The following is a 16308-nucleotide window of genomic DNA, read 5'->3' as shown; positions in this document are numbered from 1 at the left end:
GGCTTATCTCCCGTGATTTTCGTGATAGCCGAGACTGTTTTCGAAGGATTTTCTGGCGGCCGCTGCTTCAAACTTTGATGAGTAGCGGCCGAGGGTTATTTGTTTGCCTGCTAGGTATCCGAAGGATCGCCATAAGCCTCGCGAATCCCACGAGACACCGGAGATTCCGCTGGAGTTTTTGCAACTGCGCTTTTGGTTTCTTGCGTTTTCCACTGGGCTCGCCGCGCGGAGGTTGATCCAGCGGTTGTCAGTCTTCTGGCCGTTGATGTGATCTACGAACTCGGGCGGGTGCCGGTCGAGCATGTAGACGAATGCAAGTCGGTGCAGGTTGTGCCGTTTCCTGTCGATCATCACCGTCAGATAACCACTGGAAACCAAGCTCCCAGCTATCGAACCCGCGGGTGTTCGGCTTCTGCTCACCAACCAGGTGAATACACCAGTCTCAGGGGAGTAGGCGAGAATCGACTTCAGGTATTCCGGGGTAATAGGCATAGCTTCGCCTCGCCGGCTGGCGTGAAGTGAGTTTGTGGTTTATATGAATCTCGAATTCAAACTGGCAGGAGGCCAACATGAGATTGCAAAGCCATATCGACGCTCTCGCGGCGATCGAGGAAGACGCTCAAACGATGTTGAAGCGGTTGGGTATTCCCGACGACAAGCAGAAGCTTGAGGTCGTGATTTGCTTGCGGCAGATCATTGAGTTGGCGGGGTATAGGAACGATCAGACCTCAGTGCAATAACCCGGCTGGCGTGATTCGTTCAAGTGGGGTATTGGTATAGGGCTCGACATTACGTCGATTGGAGCGCTCAAGAATGGCTATGAAGATTACGATGATCGGCACCACAATAAAAAAATGTGGAACTGTGTTTTCGGTGGGCGATGGAGATGTGGATATAAAGCTGGTCCGCACAAAGATTGTAGACTGCGAAACGGCGATTTTGCAGAGGGATCCAATAGGCGCTTTAACCGCGCTTGGTCTCCCGTCCAATGTCCCACACGAGCTAGTTGTGGAAGCGCTTAATGCTCTTTATATAAAGCAGCCTGCATCGGTTGAGGAAAAGGCCGAAGTAGTTAAATCCTCTAGGCTTGGCGCTTTTATACAACACGCTGCGAACGCGACAGCAATAACTCAAGGGCTGGTGGCCTTAAGTCCTGCCCTCATTCAAAGTCTTTTGCCTATGCTCAATTGAGTGCAGGCTCGTTCAAGGCTGTTTAGTGCGGAGCTCTCCGATTATCTTTCGGTCTACGCTCTCATACCCGGTTAGATGGGGTGATTGAACCGGGTTAGATACCAAGCACAAGCTACCATCTGACCGGCATTGGTAATTAAATCGGATTATTCGTCGTGGCAGATGCGCAGCTCTTCGCGCCGGTAGGCGAGCTCAAGCTTTGCGCGGCACGAATCTGAAATGGTTATTTTGTGTCGCGGCGGCGTGAGCAGCGGCAGCGCGCCGCCCGGGCCAAGCTCATGCAGATGGTGAATCATCAGCGTGATCGCCTCGCCCTGTTCCTCGATGCCGCTCCAGGCCATCAGCTCAGCCAGTGCTTGGCGGGTGCCGGCCATGCAGTGCAGCCTGATTTCTTCCTCGCCGCGAGTCTTTCGCCTCGCCGCAGTCTTTGCTGATCGATCTTTCTGCGCGGCTGCCATGGCCTACCTCTTCAATGCCGCTGGCCGGGATTCCCAGCCAGGCTTGTCGTTTGCGTTGCTTGATGCGGAAACGTCTCACGCTGCAACCTTGACCTGATTCCAGGCACCAACCGCTTCGAAAATCCGCGCCGCGTGAGCTTCGTCCAGCGATAGGGCGTCGGGGATGGCGATCCAGCCCGAAGCAACCATCTGGCTTTGATTGGCCGAGTCGCGCAGCTGCTTGTAGCAGTGCTCGATCACTTCCTCCAGGTGGTCGGAGAGGTAAACGCCGTCGGGCGCGACCTCGACCGACTTGCTGTACCGGTCGCCGCGAGCATCAATGCAGAGCGCGCTGAGATAAATCGTCCAGCGATGGGCGATGCCGCAGACAGCCTGCCCGATCTTTCCCGGTGCGATGTTTTTCAGCGACTTGTAATTGATCATGCCCTGCCGGCCGCTGGGGTCGATGTTCACCACCGCGACGTGGTTGGTGGTCAGCAGTGCCCGGCAGGACCGGTCAACGCGAGCCTTGAAGTTATGCGGTTTGCGCTTGCTCATAATGAGCCCGCCATTTTGCGCAGAGCATTTCGATCAGCGGCCGACAACGCTTTTGGCTTGCGCTTGAGGACCGTGTCGGGGTCGATTTTCTGTGAGCGGAGAGGCGGCAGCGGGTTGCGCGGCGGGCTCTTGAGTTGATCGATCTGCCCGCCGTTGGCCAAAAACTCGGCGGTCCGGGCGGAGATCGAATCGGCGTTCTGCCGCATGGCTTCGACCATGCTGAGGTGATTGCTGATCATGCTGACCTCACTTGATACGGATCGAACTTTCGCCGCGCTCGAGGTGAGCCCAGGACGGTTCTGGGATAAGTTCGTGTTCCGCGTCTTCACCCGCGTCCATGCGTTTCCGCACGTTGGTGTTGTGATCGCGGATTTCCTTGAGCTTGGCGGCGATGGCCTTCTTGTCCGGGGAAATGCTCGACTTCACCGAAGTCAGTTCATCTGGCACCGCGTCTTCGTTATCCACGATCACCCGCTCGCTACCCATGGCCAGGGTGATGGAGAAGAGCGGGCGCTTGATCGACTTGATGTTGGCTGCTTCCATGTTTCGGCGCAGGTAGTCGCTGATCTGCGACACACTGTTGGACTTGATCCGCTTGAGTTCAGCCAGGCGCTCGATTTCGATGTCGATGGCCGTCACATCGCTTTCGATATTTCGGCGCAACATAACGATGTTGTCAGCCTTGATGCTGAAGTCGCCTTGAACTTCGTCCATGGCGTACTGCAAGGCCTCTTTAAGTCCCTCATCATCGGTATCGGCCATGGCCTGAAGTTCGGCGAGCTTGCCGGTCAGTGCGTAGAGTTGGGTCATGCTGCGTTCTCCTTGCCGGGCTCAAGAGCCGCTTTGCGTTCTTCGAAAGCGCGAGTGATTCGGGCGATAAACGTCGGCTCGTTCCGGCGGGTCGCCTCGCGGATGTATTTGACGTTCAGCATCTTCAGTTCGTGGGCGGTCACGGCCTTGCCCATCGTCTCCACGGCTGAGTTAAGCCAGTCGAGTCGTTCCTGCTTCTGACGCAGGATCTCTGCGTCCTTGTCTACTGCAAGCTCGATCGCCTGTTCTTCTTTGAGCTGCTCGACATATGTGTGATCGTCGAACATGCCGAGGAACACGTCGGCGCTGAAGCCGAGCATCGACAGGGACTTCTTGATGGCATCGGTCAGCGACTTCTTCGGCGCTTCGCCGTCGGTAGTGGTGCCGAACTTCGATTTGTAGAGGTAGCGCGTGCAACCGTACTGCTCGATCTCTCCGCGCTTTCCGTCAAGTTCGAACCAGAAACGAATCTTGATGGTGTGATTCAGCTCGCGGCCGAGTACCAGGCGCTTGTCACCCTCGCCGCTGACCATTTCGGAGCCTTCGTCGAAGCGCTCTTCAATGATTGACCAGCCGAACCCGATGCCAACCGGGCCGAACACCTCAGTCGCCTTCATGATCATCGCGGTGCCGTTGAGGCTGGTGATCTTCTGCCCGCCAACCTCGGCAGCCTTGGTGTATCGGGTGTCGGTCGTGCTGACTTTGTCCCAGATTTGCATGTTCGTAGACATGAGTTATCTCCGCGCCACCGGAGAGGGGCGCCGTAAGGTTTTAGGAGGTGATTCGATCAGCGAGTGCGCTGAGCACCATCACGAAGGTGGTGCCGAAAAGAACAATGGCCGAGCCTCGCCAGAGGTAGAGGCGTTTGGCGCGCTGGTAGGAGGTCATGGCCAGGGCCTCAACTGCTGTAGCACCAGCTCATGCAGTGCTTTACCGTTACGACTCATGCGCTGGCCACGGAGCTGCCATTTCTTTGTGCTGGGCCAGCAGTCGATCATTCGCCCATCTGGAAGCGTCAGCACGACGTGATAACCGTTGTTGTGCTTCTTGTGGGCAATGCCGGTGCGGGCCAGCCAGCCATCAAAGCGCTGCATGGCTTCTGCCTTCATGCGCTTTTTGTGGCCCTCGGGGTTCGGCTCGCTTCCTTTGCCGCCGCAATTTCGGCAGCAGCGCGGATGCCCAACATCCTCACCGATGAACTGGCAGCAGCTCATGCAGTGGCTGCCGTCCTCAACGCTGTCCTCGTAAAAGCTCAAGCCTTCACCTCATAAGCGACAGTCCACTCACCGCACAGGCAAGCCCGGCCGCTCCAAGCGTGAACGTTAGGGATGCCAGCGTCATGAGCCAGCGACAGGGCGCCCAGCCACTTTGTGTGAGTGAACGCGAGGATCATGCGGTCGGCGGGCAGCTCGTCAATCTGCTCGTCGAGCAGCGATTTAACAGGGGAGGTCGTCAAAATTTACTCTCCTTCTCATGCAGAAGATCGAATTCAAGTCGGGTCGCAATGCCTTCAAGCGCCTGCTTTCCTTTCAGAAGATGGCCTGGCAATTCCTCGGCAGCTTGCCGAATTGTGCAGGCCTTAGCCGCCTGCCAAGCGCGATGAGCCAGCATCGGATCACGAAAGTAGCCAAGGTAAATCGTTGCGCCGTCAGGACCGCTAAGATACGCAGTAAACTGACGAACTCTCTTATGAAAAGAACAGCCGATGGGGAGATCTGACTGCTTTCTGGAGGAAGGAAAAACCATCAAAAGGTTGGCCTTTCGCGGAACAAAACAACAAGTGTCACTCGAGTAGATTTTGTTTCCCGGAATCAGCAAATCTTTATCCAGGTGAAAATGGCTTCCAGATGAATCGATATCGAAGTGCCCCGGCTCTTCTTGGCACCAATTTGCGAAGGACTGGAAGTCCTTGAAGCCATTTGCGCACCCAATGTATGTAGGCCTTATCCTTTGAACGTGACCGCCGGGCCTGCAGCGGTTCTGGATCCCCCTCCATCGCTGCGATGAGAGTGTGTGGTATTGCACCCGTCCGCCTGCCTCACTCTCCATCCAACTCTTTAGCCAGTCACCGCTTGCAGCTTTTACGTCCTCCTTTAGGTAGACGTTTTGCTGAATGCTCATGCAACCCTTCCTTGCCGGCGCTCGTAAACACGGCGCAGGCGTTCGTTGTAGTGGGCTTCTTCGTCCGCAGTGATGACGCTCAGCGTGCGGAAGATCAGTAGAGCGGTATTGGCCGAAGCCCTCACCGCGATTGCACTGCATTGCGTATCAATCATGCTTTCGACATAACCGTCGAGCATGCCGATGGCCAGATCGTGGCTGCTGGTACTCATGCTGCCCACCGACCGCTCTTGCGGCGTTGCAGGGCGTCAATCTCAACCCACAGGGCCGTTTCGATCTGCTTGCCAAACTGGTGAGTCAGCACTGGAAGTTGGTGCGCTTCGACATCCATCCGCACGCCGTCATCGTCGTAGCAGATGGCGGACTCGACTTTGAACTCGAGTTCGCGGCTGCCGTAAAAGTCCCAGTCGCTGTTCCAGCTATTGAGCGCTGGCGGGATGTTCTCGCAACGGGTCACCTCCACTTGGAGGACGAACCCTTCAACAATCACTTCGTAAGTCATGGTCGCCTCCAGTGGCGGGGTTATTCGGCGGGCGGTGCTGGCGTATCAAACCAACGGACAGGTCGACCTGCGTACTGGTGTTTGCACTTCTGGTAGCTGGCAAGAAGCCAAGTACCCATATGGTTCAGGCGTCCAACACGCTGCGAGCCATCCTCAAGCTGAATTGGTACGTCCCTGTATTGCTCTGGCAGCCTATCGCTGCACTTGATCCAATCGCTCATGGCGACCTCCAGTGTTTGGGGTTAGGCGGAGCGGGCGGCTATATGCGCTGACCGGTCTGGCATCCTGCAAATCAGGCCGAACTCTTCACCAATTTCGATTACTTCGTGGAACGGAAGGCCGTCATCGGAAAGCCATCCGCCGTGATCCGCGTCGAATTGCCAGATCAAGTCCATTAGGCTGTCGCAGCCCATGCGGGTCTTGACTGCGTAAAAATCGCCATCCCACTTCCCGGCAATGTTGATGTAGTGCTCGCAGGGGTTGATGGTCCGGCGACAGCATTCGCAGCTGTGAGGGCTTCGCGCCTTGACGATGTTTTTGCTTTGGAATGAATCGCTCATGACTCTCTCCATTCGTTGATCCAACTAAACTCGGCTGCACTCATCCGTTCCGCTGGCTGCCGTTGGGCGCGGAGGGGAGTGCATGCGGATTTGGTCGGGGAGGGTGGGTGCCGGTCTTTCCCGGCTGCCAGTGATTGAGTTATCGACGCTTCACACGCCGTCGGTTGATGACACCGAACGCCTGATGCAGGGGGCCGCATTGCGCGATGCAGAAGTCTTCCGCATCGGAGATAGCTCGAATCCTCTCCAGTGTTGCCCTTATCTACGGATGCCCGGCAGGAACAAGGTGGCCACCCCTCTGTCACGAGGAAAAGCCGAGCTATCTCCGATGCAGCCTCTTTCGAGGTGGTCGGGTGGGTTCAAGGCAGCTTTCAGCGTGACCACCCACGCTCTCAACCATCGCTGCATAAGGGCAGTTTTCGTCAGGCTGACGTGGCGCTGGTTGGTCAGATTTCCTGAGCTTCGCCGGATTCGATTTTTGCTGCGCAGATTGCATCAGCTCTCTCCTCGTCAGCCTCATCGGTGCCGAGAAAGGTGAAGCCGTTTTCTGGAACCTCTTCAAACTTGCAATAAAGCCCCGGTCCGCTGTGCGCGCTGTTGTCTTTGACGAGCACGAGCGTCATCTCGTCGTAGCACTCAGGATCGCCGCTGGATTCGCTCAGCTCCAGCAGGGACTTGATTTGAAAATGGTTCAGTGTGATTTTCATTGCTATGGCTCCCGGTTGTTTTCCCGCTGCCCACCGCTCTGGATGGGCATCAGGAAAAGGACCGTCATGCTGCGCTGCGTTCAGCCTCGCGTCTGGAAATTGCTTCGTGCCGCTCGGTCATCAGTTTCAACACTTGCTCCCGAGTGAACTTGTCGCCAATAGCGCTGAAGGTTTCCAGCGCAACGCCAGCGATGGTTCCCTCGACATCTGAAATCATGTTGGGCATCCAGATTTTCACCTTGGCGTAATCAGTGCGTTTGCTTCTGGCCATATCTATTGCTCTCCGTTGATTTCCAATGCCGCCTCATCGAAGCGGCATCAGTAAATCTGTGGCGCCGAGACCCGCTACTGGCGTCGGTCACCGGCTTGAATCAAATGTGGACGCCTGTTTTTGCAGGGGCAGGCTCCCTGTTTCCTCGCTTTCCACAGTCGAGGGAAACCCATATGCTTCGACTTCCACAGTCGAAACAAGGAATGTCGTAATGGCCGAATATATGGTGCGAGTTGAGTTACTAAAAGCCGGATGGGATGACTACGAAGATCTTCATGATGGAATGAAGGGGCTGGGGTTGTTGAAAACCATCCCGTTCTCCGACGGGACAACTCGAAAACTCCCGATCGGCACCTACTATGGATCTAGTAGCTTGGAAATCACCGCCCTTCGTGAACGGATAGTTGGACTTGCAACTCCACTATCTGGCTACGGCGGTCCGTGGGTTTTTGTATCTCAGTCGGAAACTTGGTCAGCCTGGCTGCCTTCAACCTGATGCTTGCTGCAACCAGATGCTTCCCGCCCTTTAGGCATTTCACTCACCCAATAGGCCAGGTAGTTCGACGCGATTGAAAACGCCTCATCAAAAGTTACTTTTTCATCTGTCGAAACCTCCTGAACGATCTGACGAAACCGTTCGATCTGCTCTTCGTTCATCTCACTCTCCTGCTTTCCGCGTGGTCCTGAGTAGGGCCACCTGGAGAGCATCCTGCCCGCTGGTAACGGGCAGGTAATCTCTATTCCTTGCATAGGCCAACGATCGCTTTCCTGTCGATGTCTTTCAGCGCGACACGGGATCAAGGTCCCAAGGCCAAACGCTTACTCACCACCACGCAGCTTCTCCAGCTACGCCCTCCGAATGAGGTCTCCTATGCCCAGCGCCGACATGAGGTCGAATCGCTGCGTACCGTTGCGCGGTACGTCCGCTGGCTATGCATCGGCCAGCTCGGCGTTCATCAAGTTGTTAAAGAGCGGTTCGCAGTGGCTGTGTGTCGCTGCGATGGGTGAACATTACGCCCTGTAATAATTATGGTCAATACTCCGCGTAATGTTTTTTTTGAGAAATCGTAATAAATTACGGACGGTATGTTTTTTTACTATGGCGGATCAAATCGCGGACACAAAAAAGCCCGCGCTTGGCGGGCTCTGTCTATTTGCGTTTGGGTGATCGTCGGACGGTTGACCACCAGAAGACTCGACCAAGCATTTTGACCTCGTCGCGGTATTGCTCTGGGGTCATTACCTCGTCAGGAAACTCATCATCGTTTTCGCTTCGAATCCTCACGGAGCCGCCCGGCAACCTATATAGGTACTTCACCCTCAGCATACCGCCGTGGTTGAACGCGTAAATCTCACCATCGATGATGCTGGTGTCGGCAAGGTCAAAACCAATCGCGGCCCCATCAAGAATCAGCTTCTCCATGCTCCTTCCGCGAAGCCGTGCAACAGCGGCGCTCTTGCAGTCAACACCAGCAGCTCTAAGCGTAGCGTTGCTGAAGCGAAGCGTTCTATCTGCAACCTCCATAACCTCAGTCATACCGTCTCCGCCGGCAAATTCGACTTCCGCATAATAAGGAACTTCGCAATCATCCTCGTCCAGAGGATCGCCGTCATCCCAAACCACCATTTCGCCAAGGTACTCGGCATTTGACTCGATAGGGCCAGGTAAGGAGAGCAAGGGTGGTGGAGCCATCGATAAGGGCGGCAGGTCAAGAAATTTCAAGACGTGCGCGATCTGCTCGAGCGAAGGCTCGCGCCGACCACTCATCCAATGTGCAACACCGCCCTGAGTAACCCCCATTTCTATGGCGAGTTTCTCCTGGGTGATCTTGCGCTCTTTCATTCTGGCTTTCGCCAACTCGTACCATTTCTTCATCGCCACATAATTACGCTCTGTATGCCTGATCGCCAGTGACAGGCTGTAATGTTGCTTGCGCTATAAAATTACTGAACGTAATATCTGCGCAAGATGATGGAGAAACCTATGTCCAATATGAAGTCGATTCGCGAAAAGGTCGGTGTTACCCAGGCCGCCCTGGCCAAAACGGTAGGGCTGACCCAGGGCGCTATCGCTCATTACGAGAACGAGCGCCGCAAGCCTGGGCTTGATGAGTGCCGACGAATTGTCGACGCACTCAATACCAGCGGCGCCGCCGTAACCCTGGATGACGTATTCCCACCAACAGTTATTCCGGCCCAATCCGCCGCCTAACCACTTCATCAGCCGCAAGGAGCAACACATGTACGCCGACCAATCACACAAGCGTGACACGCCTCGGAAGGTGCGTTTCAACAAAACCCTTGACCGAATCCTGCACAGAGCAGCGGAACGCGCAGAGATGCAGCACGCCACCTACCTGTACGAAATGATCGAGTGGGCTGTTGAAAACGGTGCAATCGAAGCGCTTAGCAAGGACGAGAAGAAGTCTAGCGCTGCATAGAGGCCCTTTGGAGGTGACCAGTGCCTGAAATTGACTACGAGCACCTGAGTGATGGTGCGAAGCGGCGAGTCGCGGCCTTTGCACTGAAGAAGGGCTTAGGCATCGACGAAGCACTCGAGGCGATTGCCATCGAGTTTCTGGCAATGGGAGGACCCTCACTCATGAGGCGACCCAAAGCCAAGCTGTACCAATTGACGCCCAAAGAGGGCCTCAAAAGTGACACTTAAAGATCCCAAATCGCAGGCACAAAAAAGCCACCGGGCAATGGTGGCTTCTTGTGCAGCACTTAATACAACGTTCTGGAGCGAATAATGCCCACTTCCCAATCAAGCGTCAACTCTCACGAATCCGCGACACGTTTCCTGCAAACGCAAAACGTGGCGCGAGAAGTTTCGATGTCCAGTTCCGAAATTGCGGACCTGACCCGGAAGCTGCACAAAAACGTCATCCGTGACATTCGAGAGATGCTCGACGAGCTGAAAAAGGATGGCTCAGATGTGAGCCATATACGTAAAGACCTGGATTCACGTGGCTACACATCAAATCTTCACCTTGATCGCGAACTGACTGAGCTGCTGCTGACCGGTTACAGCGTTCCTTTGCGTCTCAAAGTGATTCGACGCCTGAATGAGCTTGAGGCTCAGAACAGGAAGTCGGTCGCACTCCCATCCTACGCTGAAGCCCTGCGTTTGTACGCCGACCAGATCGAGCAAACAGAGGTGCTGCGAGTCGAAAACCACCAACAAGCCGAGAAGATCGCCAGCCTTGAATCCATCTTCCAGGTTGGCATGACCCCTACGCAGTTCTGCAAGCGCCTGAATGGCGTGAACTGTCAGCAGGTCAACAACGCGCTGTTGGCCCGCAGGTGGATCTTCAACTCGGAGCGAGATGAGAAACGCTCGGTCAAGTTCCGGGTCGGCTCGATCGCCCGCGACAAATACCTCACAGAGAAGGTGACCACCATCTCCAACGAGGGGATGGATTCCTTTGCTAAGTACACGCCGATCCTTCTGAAGGAGGGCGCCAAGCGTCTGCACGATCTGTACATGGCTCAGAAGCTCCCCATGAAAAAGACCTGGGATGGTCAGTTCTGCCACTGCAAGGCGACAGAGGAGGACTTGGCATGATCGGTCCTACCTATCAGCAGCTTATCGAGCGCGCCGCCACTACTGCGCTTGATCACTTCAAGGCGCAGAACACTAAAAAGGCCCTGAAGGCCGAACTGCGCTCGCTGTACGACACCTACTTCGAAGCGCACGGCCGCCCCGCAGGAAAATTTGATCCGTACAGCGACGACTTCTTGCCTGTGATGAATTTCACCGAGGCTCAGTTCCAGCGTGTGCGTGCTGCGAAGAAGGCCGAGTACAACGCCTTGCGCCGTCACCACACTGCGCTGCGGGCTCTTGAGTCGTTCAACCCAGCCGATCTCAAGGGGGTCGCATGATGCATTACTTCAAAAGAAATATTGGCGACTACCACAAGAAAGCTGGGCGCCTGACGATGCTTGAGCACGGTGCGTACACGCTCTTGCTTGATGCGTGCTATGACCGTGAGCGCTTCCCTACTTTGGAAGAAGCGATTGACTGGTGCTGGGCACGCAACAAGGAAGAAATCGACGCAGTGGAGCTTGTTTTGCGCAAGTTCTTCGAGCTTGTCGATGGTGTTTACATCCAGGCGCGCATTCAGGATGAAATTGCCGCGTATCACGCTACAGCCTTGAAAAATAAAGAGATAGCGGAGAAGCGTGAGGAAGCCAAGCGCACGAAGCGTGCACCACTCGTGCACGAAGCGTGCACGGATGGTCACCTAACCAATAACCATAAACCACTAACCATTAACCAAGAACCAATAGATCAAAAGACTTGCGCACCTGCGGTGAGCGAGGCGCCGGATCTGTTCCCGAAGTTCTGGGCGCTCTACCCACGCAAGCAGGACAAGGCCAAGGCTCTGAAGGCGTGGACGAAACTCAAGGTCACTGACGAACTGTTCAACCTGATCGCCAAAGGGCTAGCAACGCAGGTCGTGTCTGCTGACTGGCTCAAGGACGGCGGCAAGTACGTCCCAATGCCGACTACCTGGATCAACGGCAAGCGCTGGGAGGACGAGGTCAAGCCATCCAACAACGTGCACCAGTTCCCGGCATCCCGCCACACCGGATTCGACCAGCGTGATTACAAGGCGGGCCTGACTGCTCGCGGGGACGGCACCTATGACTTCTAAAAAGATCGATCTCGACATCAACGACATCGAGCGCCGTTTCGGTGTGATCGCCAAGCAGCCAGCCGAATGCCCGATCCACGGCAAATACGCCGCAGTGATTCGCAAGACCAGCGACATCGCGTCCGGTTGCCCCGAGTGCGCCGCAGAAGCTCGGGCGCAGCGCGATCAGGAAGAGCAGCGGGCGATGTATGCCCGCATCGCCGAACAGCGCTTAGAACGCAAGCTGGGAGCCTCACTGATTCCCAAGCGGTTCATGGGCAAGAACTTCGCCGACTTCGTTGCTGACACTGCAGCGCAGAAAGCCAATCTGGCGAAATGCGTCGAGTACGCCGAGAAATTCCCGCAACACATGGAAGACGGTCGCTGCATCGTGATGACCGGCACGCCGGGTACGGGGAAAACTCATCTGGCGGCCGCCATCGCTGGTCATGTCATCGTCAACCACAACGCTACAGCCGTGTACCGCACTGTCGGCGGACTGCTCCAGTTCATCAAGGGCAGCTACGGCGATCGTGCCGAATACACCGAGTCCGAGGCATTCGCCAGTCTGGTCGAGCCATCGCTGCTGATCATCGACGAAGTGGGCGCCACCAAGCCGACCGAGTTCGAGCTCGCCACCTTGTTCGCCGTGATCAACGGACGTTACGAGGCTCAGCTGCCGACCATCGTGATTTCCAACATCGACGCCAAGGAGTTGGGCGCGGTGCTGGGCGATCGTTCGGTTGACCGTCTGCGTGAGGGTCGTGGCATTGGTCTGGTGTTCGAAGGCGCGTCTGAGCGCAGCAAGCGGAGGGCTTCGTGATGAGCAATGTCGAGCGAATCCTGTACTGCAGCTTTTGCGGCGAAAGCCAGCACAAGGTGGACCTGCTCATCGCAGGGCCAAGCATCTTCATCTGCAACGACTGCGTGGATCTTTGCGTTTCGATCCTGCGTGAACGCCGGCCTGAGAAGTACTGCGCTCAGCGTGACGCCCTGGTCCAGATCATCGAAATGAACCGTCAGCATGCTGAAGACCAATACGGCGATGCAAACAAGGCCGAGTCCTGGGGTTGCGTAACAGTCGCTCGCCAGGGTCTGAAAGGAGCTAAGCCATGACCACCAAAACCCAAATCGGATTTGCTTGCACCTGTGCAGGCTTTGGCATTGGCGTGTTCTGCGTCCTGATCACAATGGCGGTGACAGCATGAGCGATTACAGAAAACTGAAGCGGCTGGCTCAGCGCGTAATCGACATCGAGGCGCGTGATGGCGACGAGCCGATTGGCGAGGCTTGGGACGAGTTTGGAGCTGTCGCAACGCCTTCGGTAGTACTGGCCCTGATCGCCGAGAACGAGCACCAGCTTTGCGAGATCAAAGGGCTCAGACATGGCTGGTACTCCGACGAGTGCTGCAATATTCGGTTTTGGCCAGAAGAGATGGAAGAGGCTCACAAGGAGATCGAAAAGCTCGAGCACGAGCGCGACCAGATCAAGGCCGAAATTGCAGGCTACAAGACCGGCTACGAGGCGTATGAGGCGCAGAACGCGGCGTTGAGGGCTGAGGTTGAGGCGCTGCGCCAGCGTATCGGCGATATGTCGCCGTTCAAGGGCGCTCCACTTACCGGTCCGGACCTCAAGTGCTTGGCATGCGGCGGCTACCACTACGGTATGGGTGGCCTGCCATGCCCGAAGATGTCAGTCACTGCTCAGGCTTTGTCGATGGAAAATCAGCGCATCACACCTGTCGAGCCGCTGCGCATTCCTCACCCTCTCGACGCCGCCATGGGCAAGGGAGAGCAGTCATGAGCGGGTTTATCAAGTTCGCCTTCTGCGTGGCGGTTTTGTATTGCGTTGTGGATACGCTGGTCTATGCCGCGAGCTGCTTGCTTGGAGCGTGTACATGAGCACCGAGTTCGCAATCCGCGACCAGCGCGACGTCAACCGGCTGATGGGCTTCCTTCACGCATCCGACTTCACCAAGCCGAAGATGGTGGTGATCAAAGACGAGAAGCGCCCTGACGTCTGCAACCGGAAAATGTGGGCAATGCTCAAGGACGTATCCAGCCAGGTCGAGTGGTACGGCAAAAAGCTCTCCGACGAAGACTGGAAGCACGTCTTCAGTTCCGCGCTCCAGAAGCAAGACGTCGTGCCAGGGATTGATGGCGGCTACGTCGTGCTGGGCGTCTCGACGCGCAAGCAGTCGCAGAAGTGGTTCAGCGATCTGTTCGAGCTGATGCATGCCTTTGGCGCCGAGCACGGCGTGAAGTGGACCGAGCAGGACAAGTGGGGAGGGCGGTACTGATGAGCCATAATTTCAAGCCGGGGGATCTGGCGCTTACGCTTATCGCTGCATACGGATTCGCTGCGATGACCGAAGTCACCATCGAAGTATTCCTTCACAAAGGGCAGATCGCGCAGGAGCCATGTGGCGACCTTTTCACCGCTCCGTTCGATGGGTGGGTGGTCTACAGGCTCCCGTGGCCTGGAAGTGGATTTTTCAGAGCAAAACACCTGATGCCCCTGCGCGGCGACTTCACCCCAGAGCAGCAGAAAGCCAAGGAGGCTGTATGAAGAGTTTTTACTGGAGATGGGCGACATCCACGCTTTTCGGAGCGCTGTACTTCAAAAAATACTGCCCGGAATGGGACGCAGCGCTTAACCGGCTGATCGACAAGCATTGGGAGTCAATTGATGTCGGTCCTAACACGGCAACGCTTGGCGATGCGCAAGTTTGGATCAGCAACGCATTTTATTCTTATGGGACGCAGTATGGCGGCGCAGCCGAATTCCGCCCCTCGGTCCGAACAATGCGCCGCCTGGACAGCCTGATCCGGTACATACAGGACAAGCAAGAGCAAGGGAAGCGCCAAGAACACCTCAAACAGATGGAGGGGTTCTAATGCTCACCGCCAAACAACCCAAGCCCAAGACCTGCAAGAGCTCGGTATGCAGGGCCTCATTCGTCCCGCAGCGCCTCGGGCAGTCAGTTTGCAGTCCGAAGTGCGCGCTGGCCGTCGTCGAGGTGAAGAAAGCCAAGGAGGTGTCTGATGTGCATCTGGTTTGAAGTAACCCCACTCCATGACAACCCTGCCGAAGTGCATAACGCTGACGGCCTTGCTGATGCTGTCGGCTGTGCTGTTCGCGATCTACCCACGATCAGCGATACCGCCATGGAGCCAGGTGAATGTCTGTGCGATCTGGACATTGAGGCATTTGAGTCGAAGTTCGGCTACCGGCACGAGGTCGGTGAAACCTCCTTAGATAATCGTCTGGTCGAGGTTTCTGCATGAGCAAGCAAACCAAGCTCACAAAATCGGCGCGAGGCCGGGACTGCATGGTTCGCCTTCCAGGTTGCCCCAACAACACCGAAACCACTGTGCTGGCCCATTACCGCCTGGCCGGAACCTGCGGGATGGGTATCAAGCCAAACAACCTACAAGGAGCCTGGTGCTGCGCCTGGTGCCACGACCGCATAGATGGGCGGGCCAAGCACGACATGCCGCGTGACGAAATGCGGCTGTACCACGCCGAGGGCGTAATCAGGACGAACGACATCCTGATCAGCGAGGGGGTGATCGCAGCATGACCGATCTATTACTCCCATGGCCACCAGCCGCGTGCAGCCCGAATGCAAGGGTTCATTGGAGCAAAAAGAGCAAGGCAGCTAAGGCCTATCGCGCTGCCTGCTTCCTCCTTTGCCGCGAGGCCAAGATGAAAGCTCCTACAGGTGAATTGATCTTGAGCCTTGAATTCATGCCGCCCGACTTCCGCCGCCGCGATGACGACAACCTGGTCGCCGCATTCAAATCGGGCAGGGATGGGGTTGCTGAGGCGCTGGGGATCGATGACAACAGGTTTGCGACCCTGATCAAGCTCAGCAAAGAAACGTTCAGGGGCGGCGCTGTACGCGTCCGCATCGAATCAGTAGCAGGGGAGGCCGCATGACCTATCGCAATGTTGTGTCAGCAGTAGTTCGGGCGCTCGCCGCCGAAACCATCAACTCCGCCGGCGGCTGCGACTTCGAGCCCAAGGTGCAGTGCGCCAAGCAGAAGGGGGAGATCGTCGGCAAGGAGGCTGCATTCTTGGTCGATTGCATGGTCTTCAGCCGGCTTCGTAAAGGGCTGGCTCCTGCGCATTGGCTTGCGCTGCTGGCTCAGTACTCGACACACACCGAACGCAAGCATGATGCGATCGTGGTAATCGCAAAGTCGATCAAATCGCCAGCGCCTGAGCGCTTCCGCCATGCAGCGGTAGTCACCTGGGCAATGCCGAAGCTGCCCGGTCAGGAAGGCAAGCGCTCGACCAGTGTCCTGCCGTGTGGCTGGTACTGCATGGATAACTGGCTCGACGAGCCAACCGCCGAGCGCACTCAATACCGGTGGAAGTCGGCCATCTACAAGAAGTTGAAAGGCATGGTTGATGCCGCGCTGGCGGAGGCTCAAGGCATCCTTGATGCTGAAGGCCTGATCGAAAGTGAAATTGCTGCTTGACGGATAGTGGCAGAGTGGCATAG

Annotated in this window: 36 protein-coding genes and 1 pseudogene; 20 read left to right on the top strand and 17 right to left on the bottom strand. The window is 56.3% G+C overall.

What is annotated here, in order from left to right:
* Positions 1–3: 3 nt before the first annotated feature.
* Complete coding sequence (locus ACOI8A_RS05615; protein WP_420657715.1) at positions 4–492, bottom strand: HNH endonuclease; 489 nt, start codon at positions 490–492, stop codon at positions 4–6.
* A gap of 77 nt (positions 493–569) precedes the next feature.
* Between ACOI8A_RS05615 and ACOI8A_RS05610 the strand changes: the two genes are divergently transcribed.
* Together ACOI8A_RS05610 and ACOI8A_RS05605 are read left to right on the top strand one after the other, a co-directional pair.
* Entirely contained in the window at positions 570–740 is a 171-nt protein-coding gene (locus ACOI8A_RS05610) for a hypothetical protein (RefSeq protein WP_420657713.1), read from the top strand.
* A 73-nt stretch (positions 741–813) separates the two neighbouring features.
* On the top strand, positions 814–1191 hold the full coding sequence (locus ACOI8A_RS05605) for a hypothetical protein (protein ID WP_420657712.1): 378 nt from the start codon (positions 814–816) through the stop codon (positions 1189–1191).
* A gap of 146 nt (positions 1192–1337) precedes the next feature.
* Here the strand turns inward: ACOI8A_RS05605 and ACOI8A_RS05600 are convergent, their stop codons facing one another.
* From ACOI8A_RS05600 to ACOI8A_RS05530, 15 genes are all read right to left on the bottom strand, one after another.
* On the bottom strand, positions 1338–1649 hold the full coding sequence (locus ACOI8A_RS05600) for a hypothetical protein (RefSeq protein WP_420657711.1): 312 nt from the start codon (positions 1647–1649) through the stop codon (positions 1338–1340).
* A 75-nt stretch (positions 1650–1724) separates the two neighbouring features.
* Positions 1725–2186, bottom strand: coding sequence for a hypothetical protein (locus ACOI8A_RS05595; RefSeq protein ID WP_420657710.1), 462 nt, complete (start codon positions 2184–2186; stop codon positions 1725–1727).
* Positions 2183–2425, bottom strand: coding sequence for a hypothetical protein (locus ACOI8A_RS05590; protein ID WP_420657709.1), 243 nt, complete (start codon positions 2423–2425; stop codon positions 2183–2185). The genes ACOI8A_RS05595 and ACOI8A_RS05590 overlap by 4 nt, the downstream gene beginning before the upstream one ends.
* Positions 2426–2432: 7 nt before the next feature.
* Positions 2433–2996, bottom strand: coding sequence for a siphovirus Gp157 family protein (locus tag ACOI8A_RS05585; protein ID WP_420657707.1), 564 nt, complete (start codon positions 2994–2996; stop codon positions 2433–2435).
* Entirely contained in the window at positions 2993–3727 is a 735-nt protein-coding gene (locus ACOI8A_RS05580) for a hypothetical protein (RefSeq protein ID WP_420657705.1), read from the bottom strand. The genes ACOI8A_RS05585 and ACOI8A_RS05580 overlap by 4 nt, the downstream gene beginning before the upstream one ends.
* A gap of 153 nt (positions 3728–3880) precedes the next feature.
* Positions 3881–4252, bottom strand: coding sequence for a hypothetical protein (locus ACOI8A_RS05575; protein ID WP_420657704.1), 372 nt, complete (start codon positions 4250–4252; stop codon positions 3881–3883).
* Positions 4249–4452 (bottom strand): hypothetical protein, encoded by a 204-nt coding sequence (locus ACOI8A_RS05570; protein WP_420657702.1) that lies wholly within the window; start codon positions 4450–4452, stop codon positions 4249–4251. Before ACOI8A_RS05570 ends, ACOI8A_RS05575 begins: the two co-directional genes overlap by 4 nt.
* On the bottom strand, positions 4449–5117 hold the full coding sequence (locus tag ACOI8A_RS05565) for a hypothetical protein (RefSeq protein ID WP_420657700.1): 669 nt from the start codon (positions 5115–5117) through the stop codon (positions 4449–4451). Before ACOI8A_RS05565 ends, ACOI8A_RS05570 begins: the two co-directional genes overlap by 4 nt.
* Positions 5114–5329: a hypothetical protein gene (locus ACOI8A_RS05560; protein ID WP_420657699.1), complete on the bottom strand. Its 216-nt coding sequence runs from the start codon at positions 5327–5329 to the stop codon at positions 5114–5116. Before ACOI8A_RS05560 ends, ACOI8A_RS05565 begins: the two co-directional genes overlap by 4 nt.
* A complete protein-coding gene (locus ACOI8A_RS05555; RefSeq protein ID WP_420657697.1) occupies positions 5326–5619 on the bottom strand; it encodes a hypothetical protein in 294 nt (97 codons plus the stop codon). The genes ACOI8A_RS05560 and ACOI8A_RS05555 overlap by 4 nt, the downstream gene beginning before the upstream one ends.
* A 20-nt stretch (positions 5620–5639) precedes the next feature.
* On the bottom strand, positions 5640–5840 hold the full coding sequence (locus ACOI8A_RS05550; RefSeq protein WP_420657696.1) for a DUF551 domain-containing protein: 201 nt from the start codon (positions 5838–5840) through the stop codon (positions 5640–5642).
* A gap of 21 nt (positions 5841–5861) precedes the next feature.
* Positions 5862–6179, bottom strand: a complete 318-nt coding sequence (locus ACOI8A_RS05545) for a hypothetical protein (protein WP_420657694.1) — start codon at positions 6177–6179, stop codon at positions 5862–5864.
* A gap of 446 nt (positions 6180–6625) precedes the next feature.
* A complete protein-coding gene (locus tag ACOI8A_RS05540; protein WP_420657693.1) occupies positions 6626–6886 on the bottom strand; it encodes a hypothetical protein in 261 nt (86 codons plus the stop codon).
* A gap of 64 nt (positions 6887–6950) precedes the next feature.
* Positions 6951–7157, bottom strand: coding sequence for a hypothetical protein (locus tag ACOI8A_RS05535; protein ID WP_420657691.1), 207 nt, complete (start codon positions 7155–7157; stop codon positions 6951–6953).
* 456 nt (positions 7158–7613) lie between these two features.
* Positions 7614–7814, bottom strand: a complete 201-nt coding sequence (locus ACOI8A_RS05530; protein ID WP_420657689.1) for a hypothetical protein — start codon at positions 7812–7814, stop codon at positions 7614–7616.
* Positions 7815–8028: 214 nt separating this feature from the next.
* Between ACOI8A_RS05530 and ACOI8A_RS05525 the strand changes: the two genes are divergently transcribed.
* On the top strand, positions 8029–8181 hold the full coding sequence (locus ACOI8A_RS05525; protein WP_420657686.1) for a hypothetical protein: 153 nt from the start codon (positions 8029–8031) through the stop codon (positions 8179–8181).
* A gap of 126 nt (positions 8182–8307) precedes the next feature.
* Here ACOI8A_RS05525 and ACOI8A_RS05520 read toward each other — a convergent pair whose 3' ends face one another.
* Positions 8308–9033 (bottom strand): LexA family transcriptional regulator, encoded by a 726-nt coding sequence (locus ACOI8A_RS05520; protein ID WP_420657744.1) that lies wholly within the window; start codon positions 9031–9033, stop codon positions 8308–8310.
* 108 nt (positions 9034–9141) lie between these two features.
* Between ACOI8A_RS05520 and ACOI8A_RS05515 the strand changes: the two genes are divergently transcribed.
* From ACOI8A_RS05515 to ACOI8A_RS05435, 17 genes and pseudogenes are all read left to right on the top strand, one after another.
* The gene (locus ACOI8A_RS05515) at positions 9142–9369 is read left to right on the top strand and encodes a helix-turn-helix transcriptional regulator (RefSeq protein WP_420657684.1); all 228 of its coding nucleotides are present in this window, start codon (positions 9142–9144) and stop codon (positions 9367–9369) included.
* Between the two features lie 28 nt (positions 9370–9397).
* The gene (locus ACOI8A_RS05510; protein WP_210704505.1) at positions 9398–9598 is read left to right on the top strand and encodes a hypothetical protein; all 201 of its coding nucleotides are present in this window, start codon (positions 9398–9400) and stop codon (positions 9596–9598) included.
* Between the two features lie 20 nt (positions 9599–9618).
* Positions 9619–9825, top strand: a complete 207-nt coding sequence (locus tag ACOI8A_RS05505) for a hypothetical protein (protein ID WP_210704506.1) — start codon at positions 9619–9621, stop codon at positions 9823–9825.
* 84 nt (positions 9826–9909) lie between these two features.
* Positions 9910–10725 carry a Rha family transcriptional regulator gene (locus ACOI8A_RS05500; RefSeq protein WP_420657681.1) on the top strand — a complete coding sequence of 272 codons (816 nt, stop codon included), beginning with the start codon at positions 9910–9912 and terminating at the stop codon, positions 10723–10725.
* Positions 10722–11042 carry a hypothetical protein gene (locus ACOI8A_RS05495; RefSeq protein ID WP_420657680.1) on the top strand — a complete coding sequence of 107 codons (321 nt, stop codon included), beginning with the start codon at positions 10722–10724 and terminating at the stop codon, positions 11040–11042. Before ACOI8A_RS05500 ends, ACOI8A_RS05495 begins: the two co-directional genes overlap by 4 nt.
* Entirely contained in the window at positions 11039–11818 is a 780-nt protein-coding gene (locus ACOI8A_RS05490; RefSeq protein ID WP_420657678.1) for a YdaU family protein, read from the top strand. Before ACOI8A_RS05495 ends, ACOI8A_RS05490 begins: the two co-directional genes overlap by 4 nt.
* Entirely contained in the window at positions 11808–12620 is an 813-nt protein-coding gene (locus ACOI8A_RS05485) for an ATP-binding protein (RefSeq protein ID WP_420657676.1), read from the top strand. Before ACOI8A_RS05490 ends, ACOI8A_RS05485 begins: the two co-directional genes overlap by 11 nt.
* Positions 12620–12766 (top strand): annotated as a pseudogene (locus ACOI8A_RS05480) (ClpX C4-type zinc finger protein); the annotation flags it as partial. The gene ACOI8A_RS05485 and the pseudogene ACOI8A_RS05480, both read left to right, overlap by 1 nt.
* A gap of 235 nt (positions 12767–13001) precedes the next feature.
* A complete protein-coding gene (locus tag ACOI8A_RS05475) occupies positions 13002–13601 on the top strand; it encodes a hypothetical protein (RefSeq protein ID WP_420657674.1) in 600 nt (199 codons plus the stop codon).
* Positions 13602–13695: 94 nt separating this feature from the next.
* The gene (locus ACOI8A_RS05470; protein ID WP_420657673.1) at positions 13696–14097 is read left to right on the top strand and encodes a recombination protein NinB; all 402 of its coding nucleotides are present in this window, start codon (positions 13696–13698) and stop codon (positions 14095–14097) included.
* Complete coding sequence (locus tag ACOI8A_RS05465; protein WP_420657671.1) at positions 14097–14366, top strand: hypothetical protein; 270 nt, start codon at positions 14097–14099, stop codon at positions 14364–14366. Before ACOI8A_RS05470 ends, ACOI8A_RS05465 begins: the two co-directional genes overlap by 1 nt.
* Complete coding sequence (locus tag ACOI8A_RS05460; protein ID WP_420657669.1) at positions 14363–14695, top strand: hypothetical protein; 333 nt, start codon at positions 14363–14365, stop codon at positions 14693–14695. The genes ACOI8A_RS05465 and ACOI8A_RS05460 overlap by 4 nt, the downstream gene beginning before the upstream one ends.
* Complete coding sequence (locus ACOI8A_RS05455) at positions 14695–14859, top strand: recombination protein NinG (protein ID WP_420657667.1); 165 nt, start codon at positions 14695–14697, stop codon at positions 14857–14859. The genes ACOI8A_RS05460 and ACOI8A_RS05455 overlap by 1 nt, the downstream gene beginning before the upstream one ends.
* Positions 14843–15085 (top strand): hypothetical protein, encoded by a 243-nt coding sequence (locus ACOI8A_RS05450; RefSeq protein WP_420657666.1) that lies wholly within the window; start codon positions 14843–14845, stop codon positions 15083–15085. Before ACOI8A_RS05455 ends, ACOI8A_RS05450 begins: the two co-directional genes overlap by 17 nt.
* Positions 15082–15381, top strand: a complete 300-nt coding sequence (locus ACOI8A_RS05445; protein WP_420657664.1) for a DUF1364 domain-containing protein — start codon at positions 15082–15084, stop codon at positions 15379–15381. The genes ACOI8A_RS05450 and ACOI8A_RS05445 overlap by 4 nt, the downstream gene beginning before the upstream one ends.
* Positions 15378–15740 (top strand): endodeoxyribonuclease RusA, encoded by a 363-nt coding sequence (locus ACOI8A_RS05440; protein ID WP_420657662.1) that lies wholly within the window; start codon positions 15378–15380, stop codon positions 15738–15740. Before ACOI8A_RS05445 ends, ACOI8A_RS05440 begins: the two co-directional genes overlap by 4 nt.
* Positions 15737–16285, top strand: a complete 549-nt coding sequence (locus ACOI8A_RS05435) for a hypothetical protein (protein ID WP_420657660.1) — start codon at positions 15737–15739, stop codon at positions 16283–16285. Before ACOI8A_RS05440 ends, ACOI8A_RS05435 begins: the two co-directional genes overlap by 4 nt.
* Positions 16286–16308 lie beyond the last annotated feature (23 nt).

This window comes from Pseudomonas sp. P4795 (assembly GCF_048822895.1).
GTDB lineage: Bacteria > Pseudomonadota > Gammaproteobacteria > Pseudomonadales > Pseudomonadaceae > Aquipseudomonas.
Note: the sequence above shows the minus strand (reverse complement) of the source record. Positions and strands in the feature narration are given on the sequence as shown.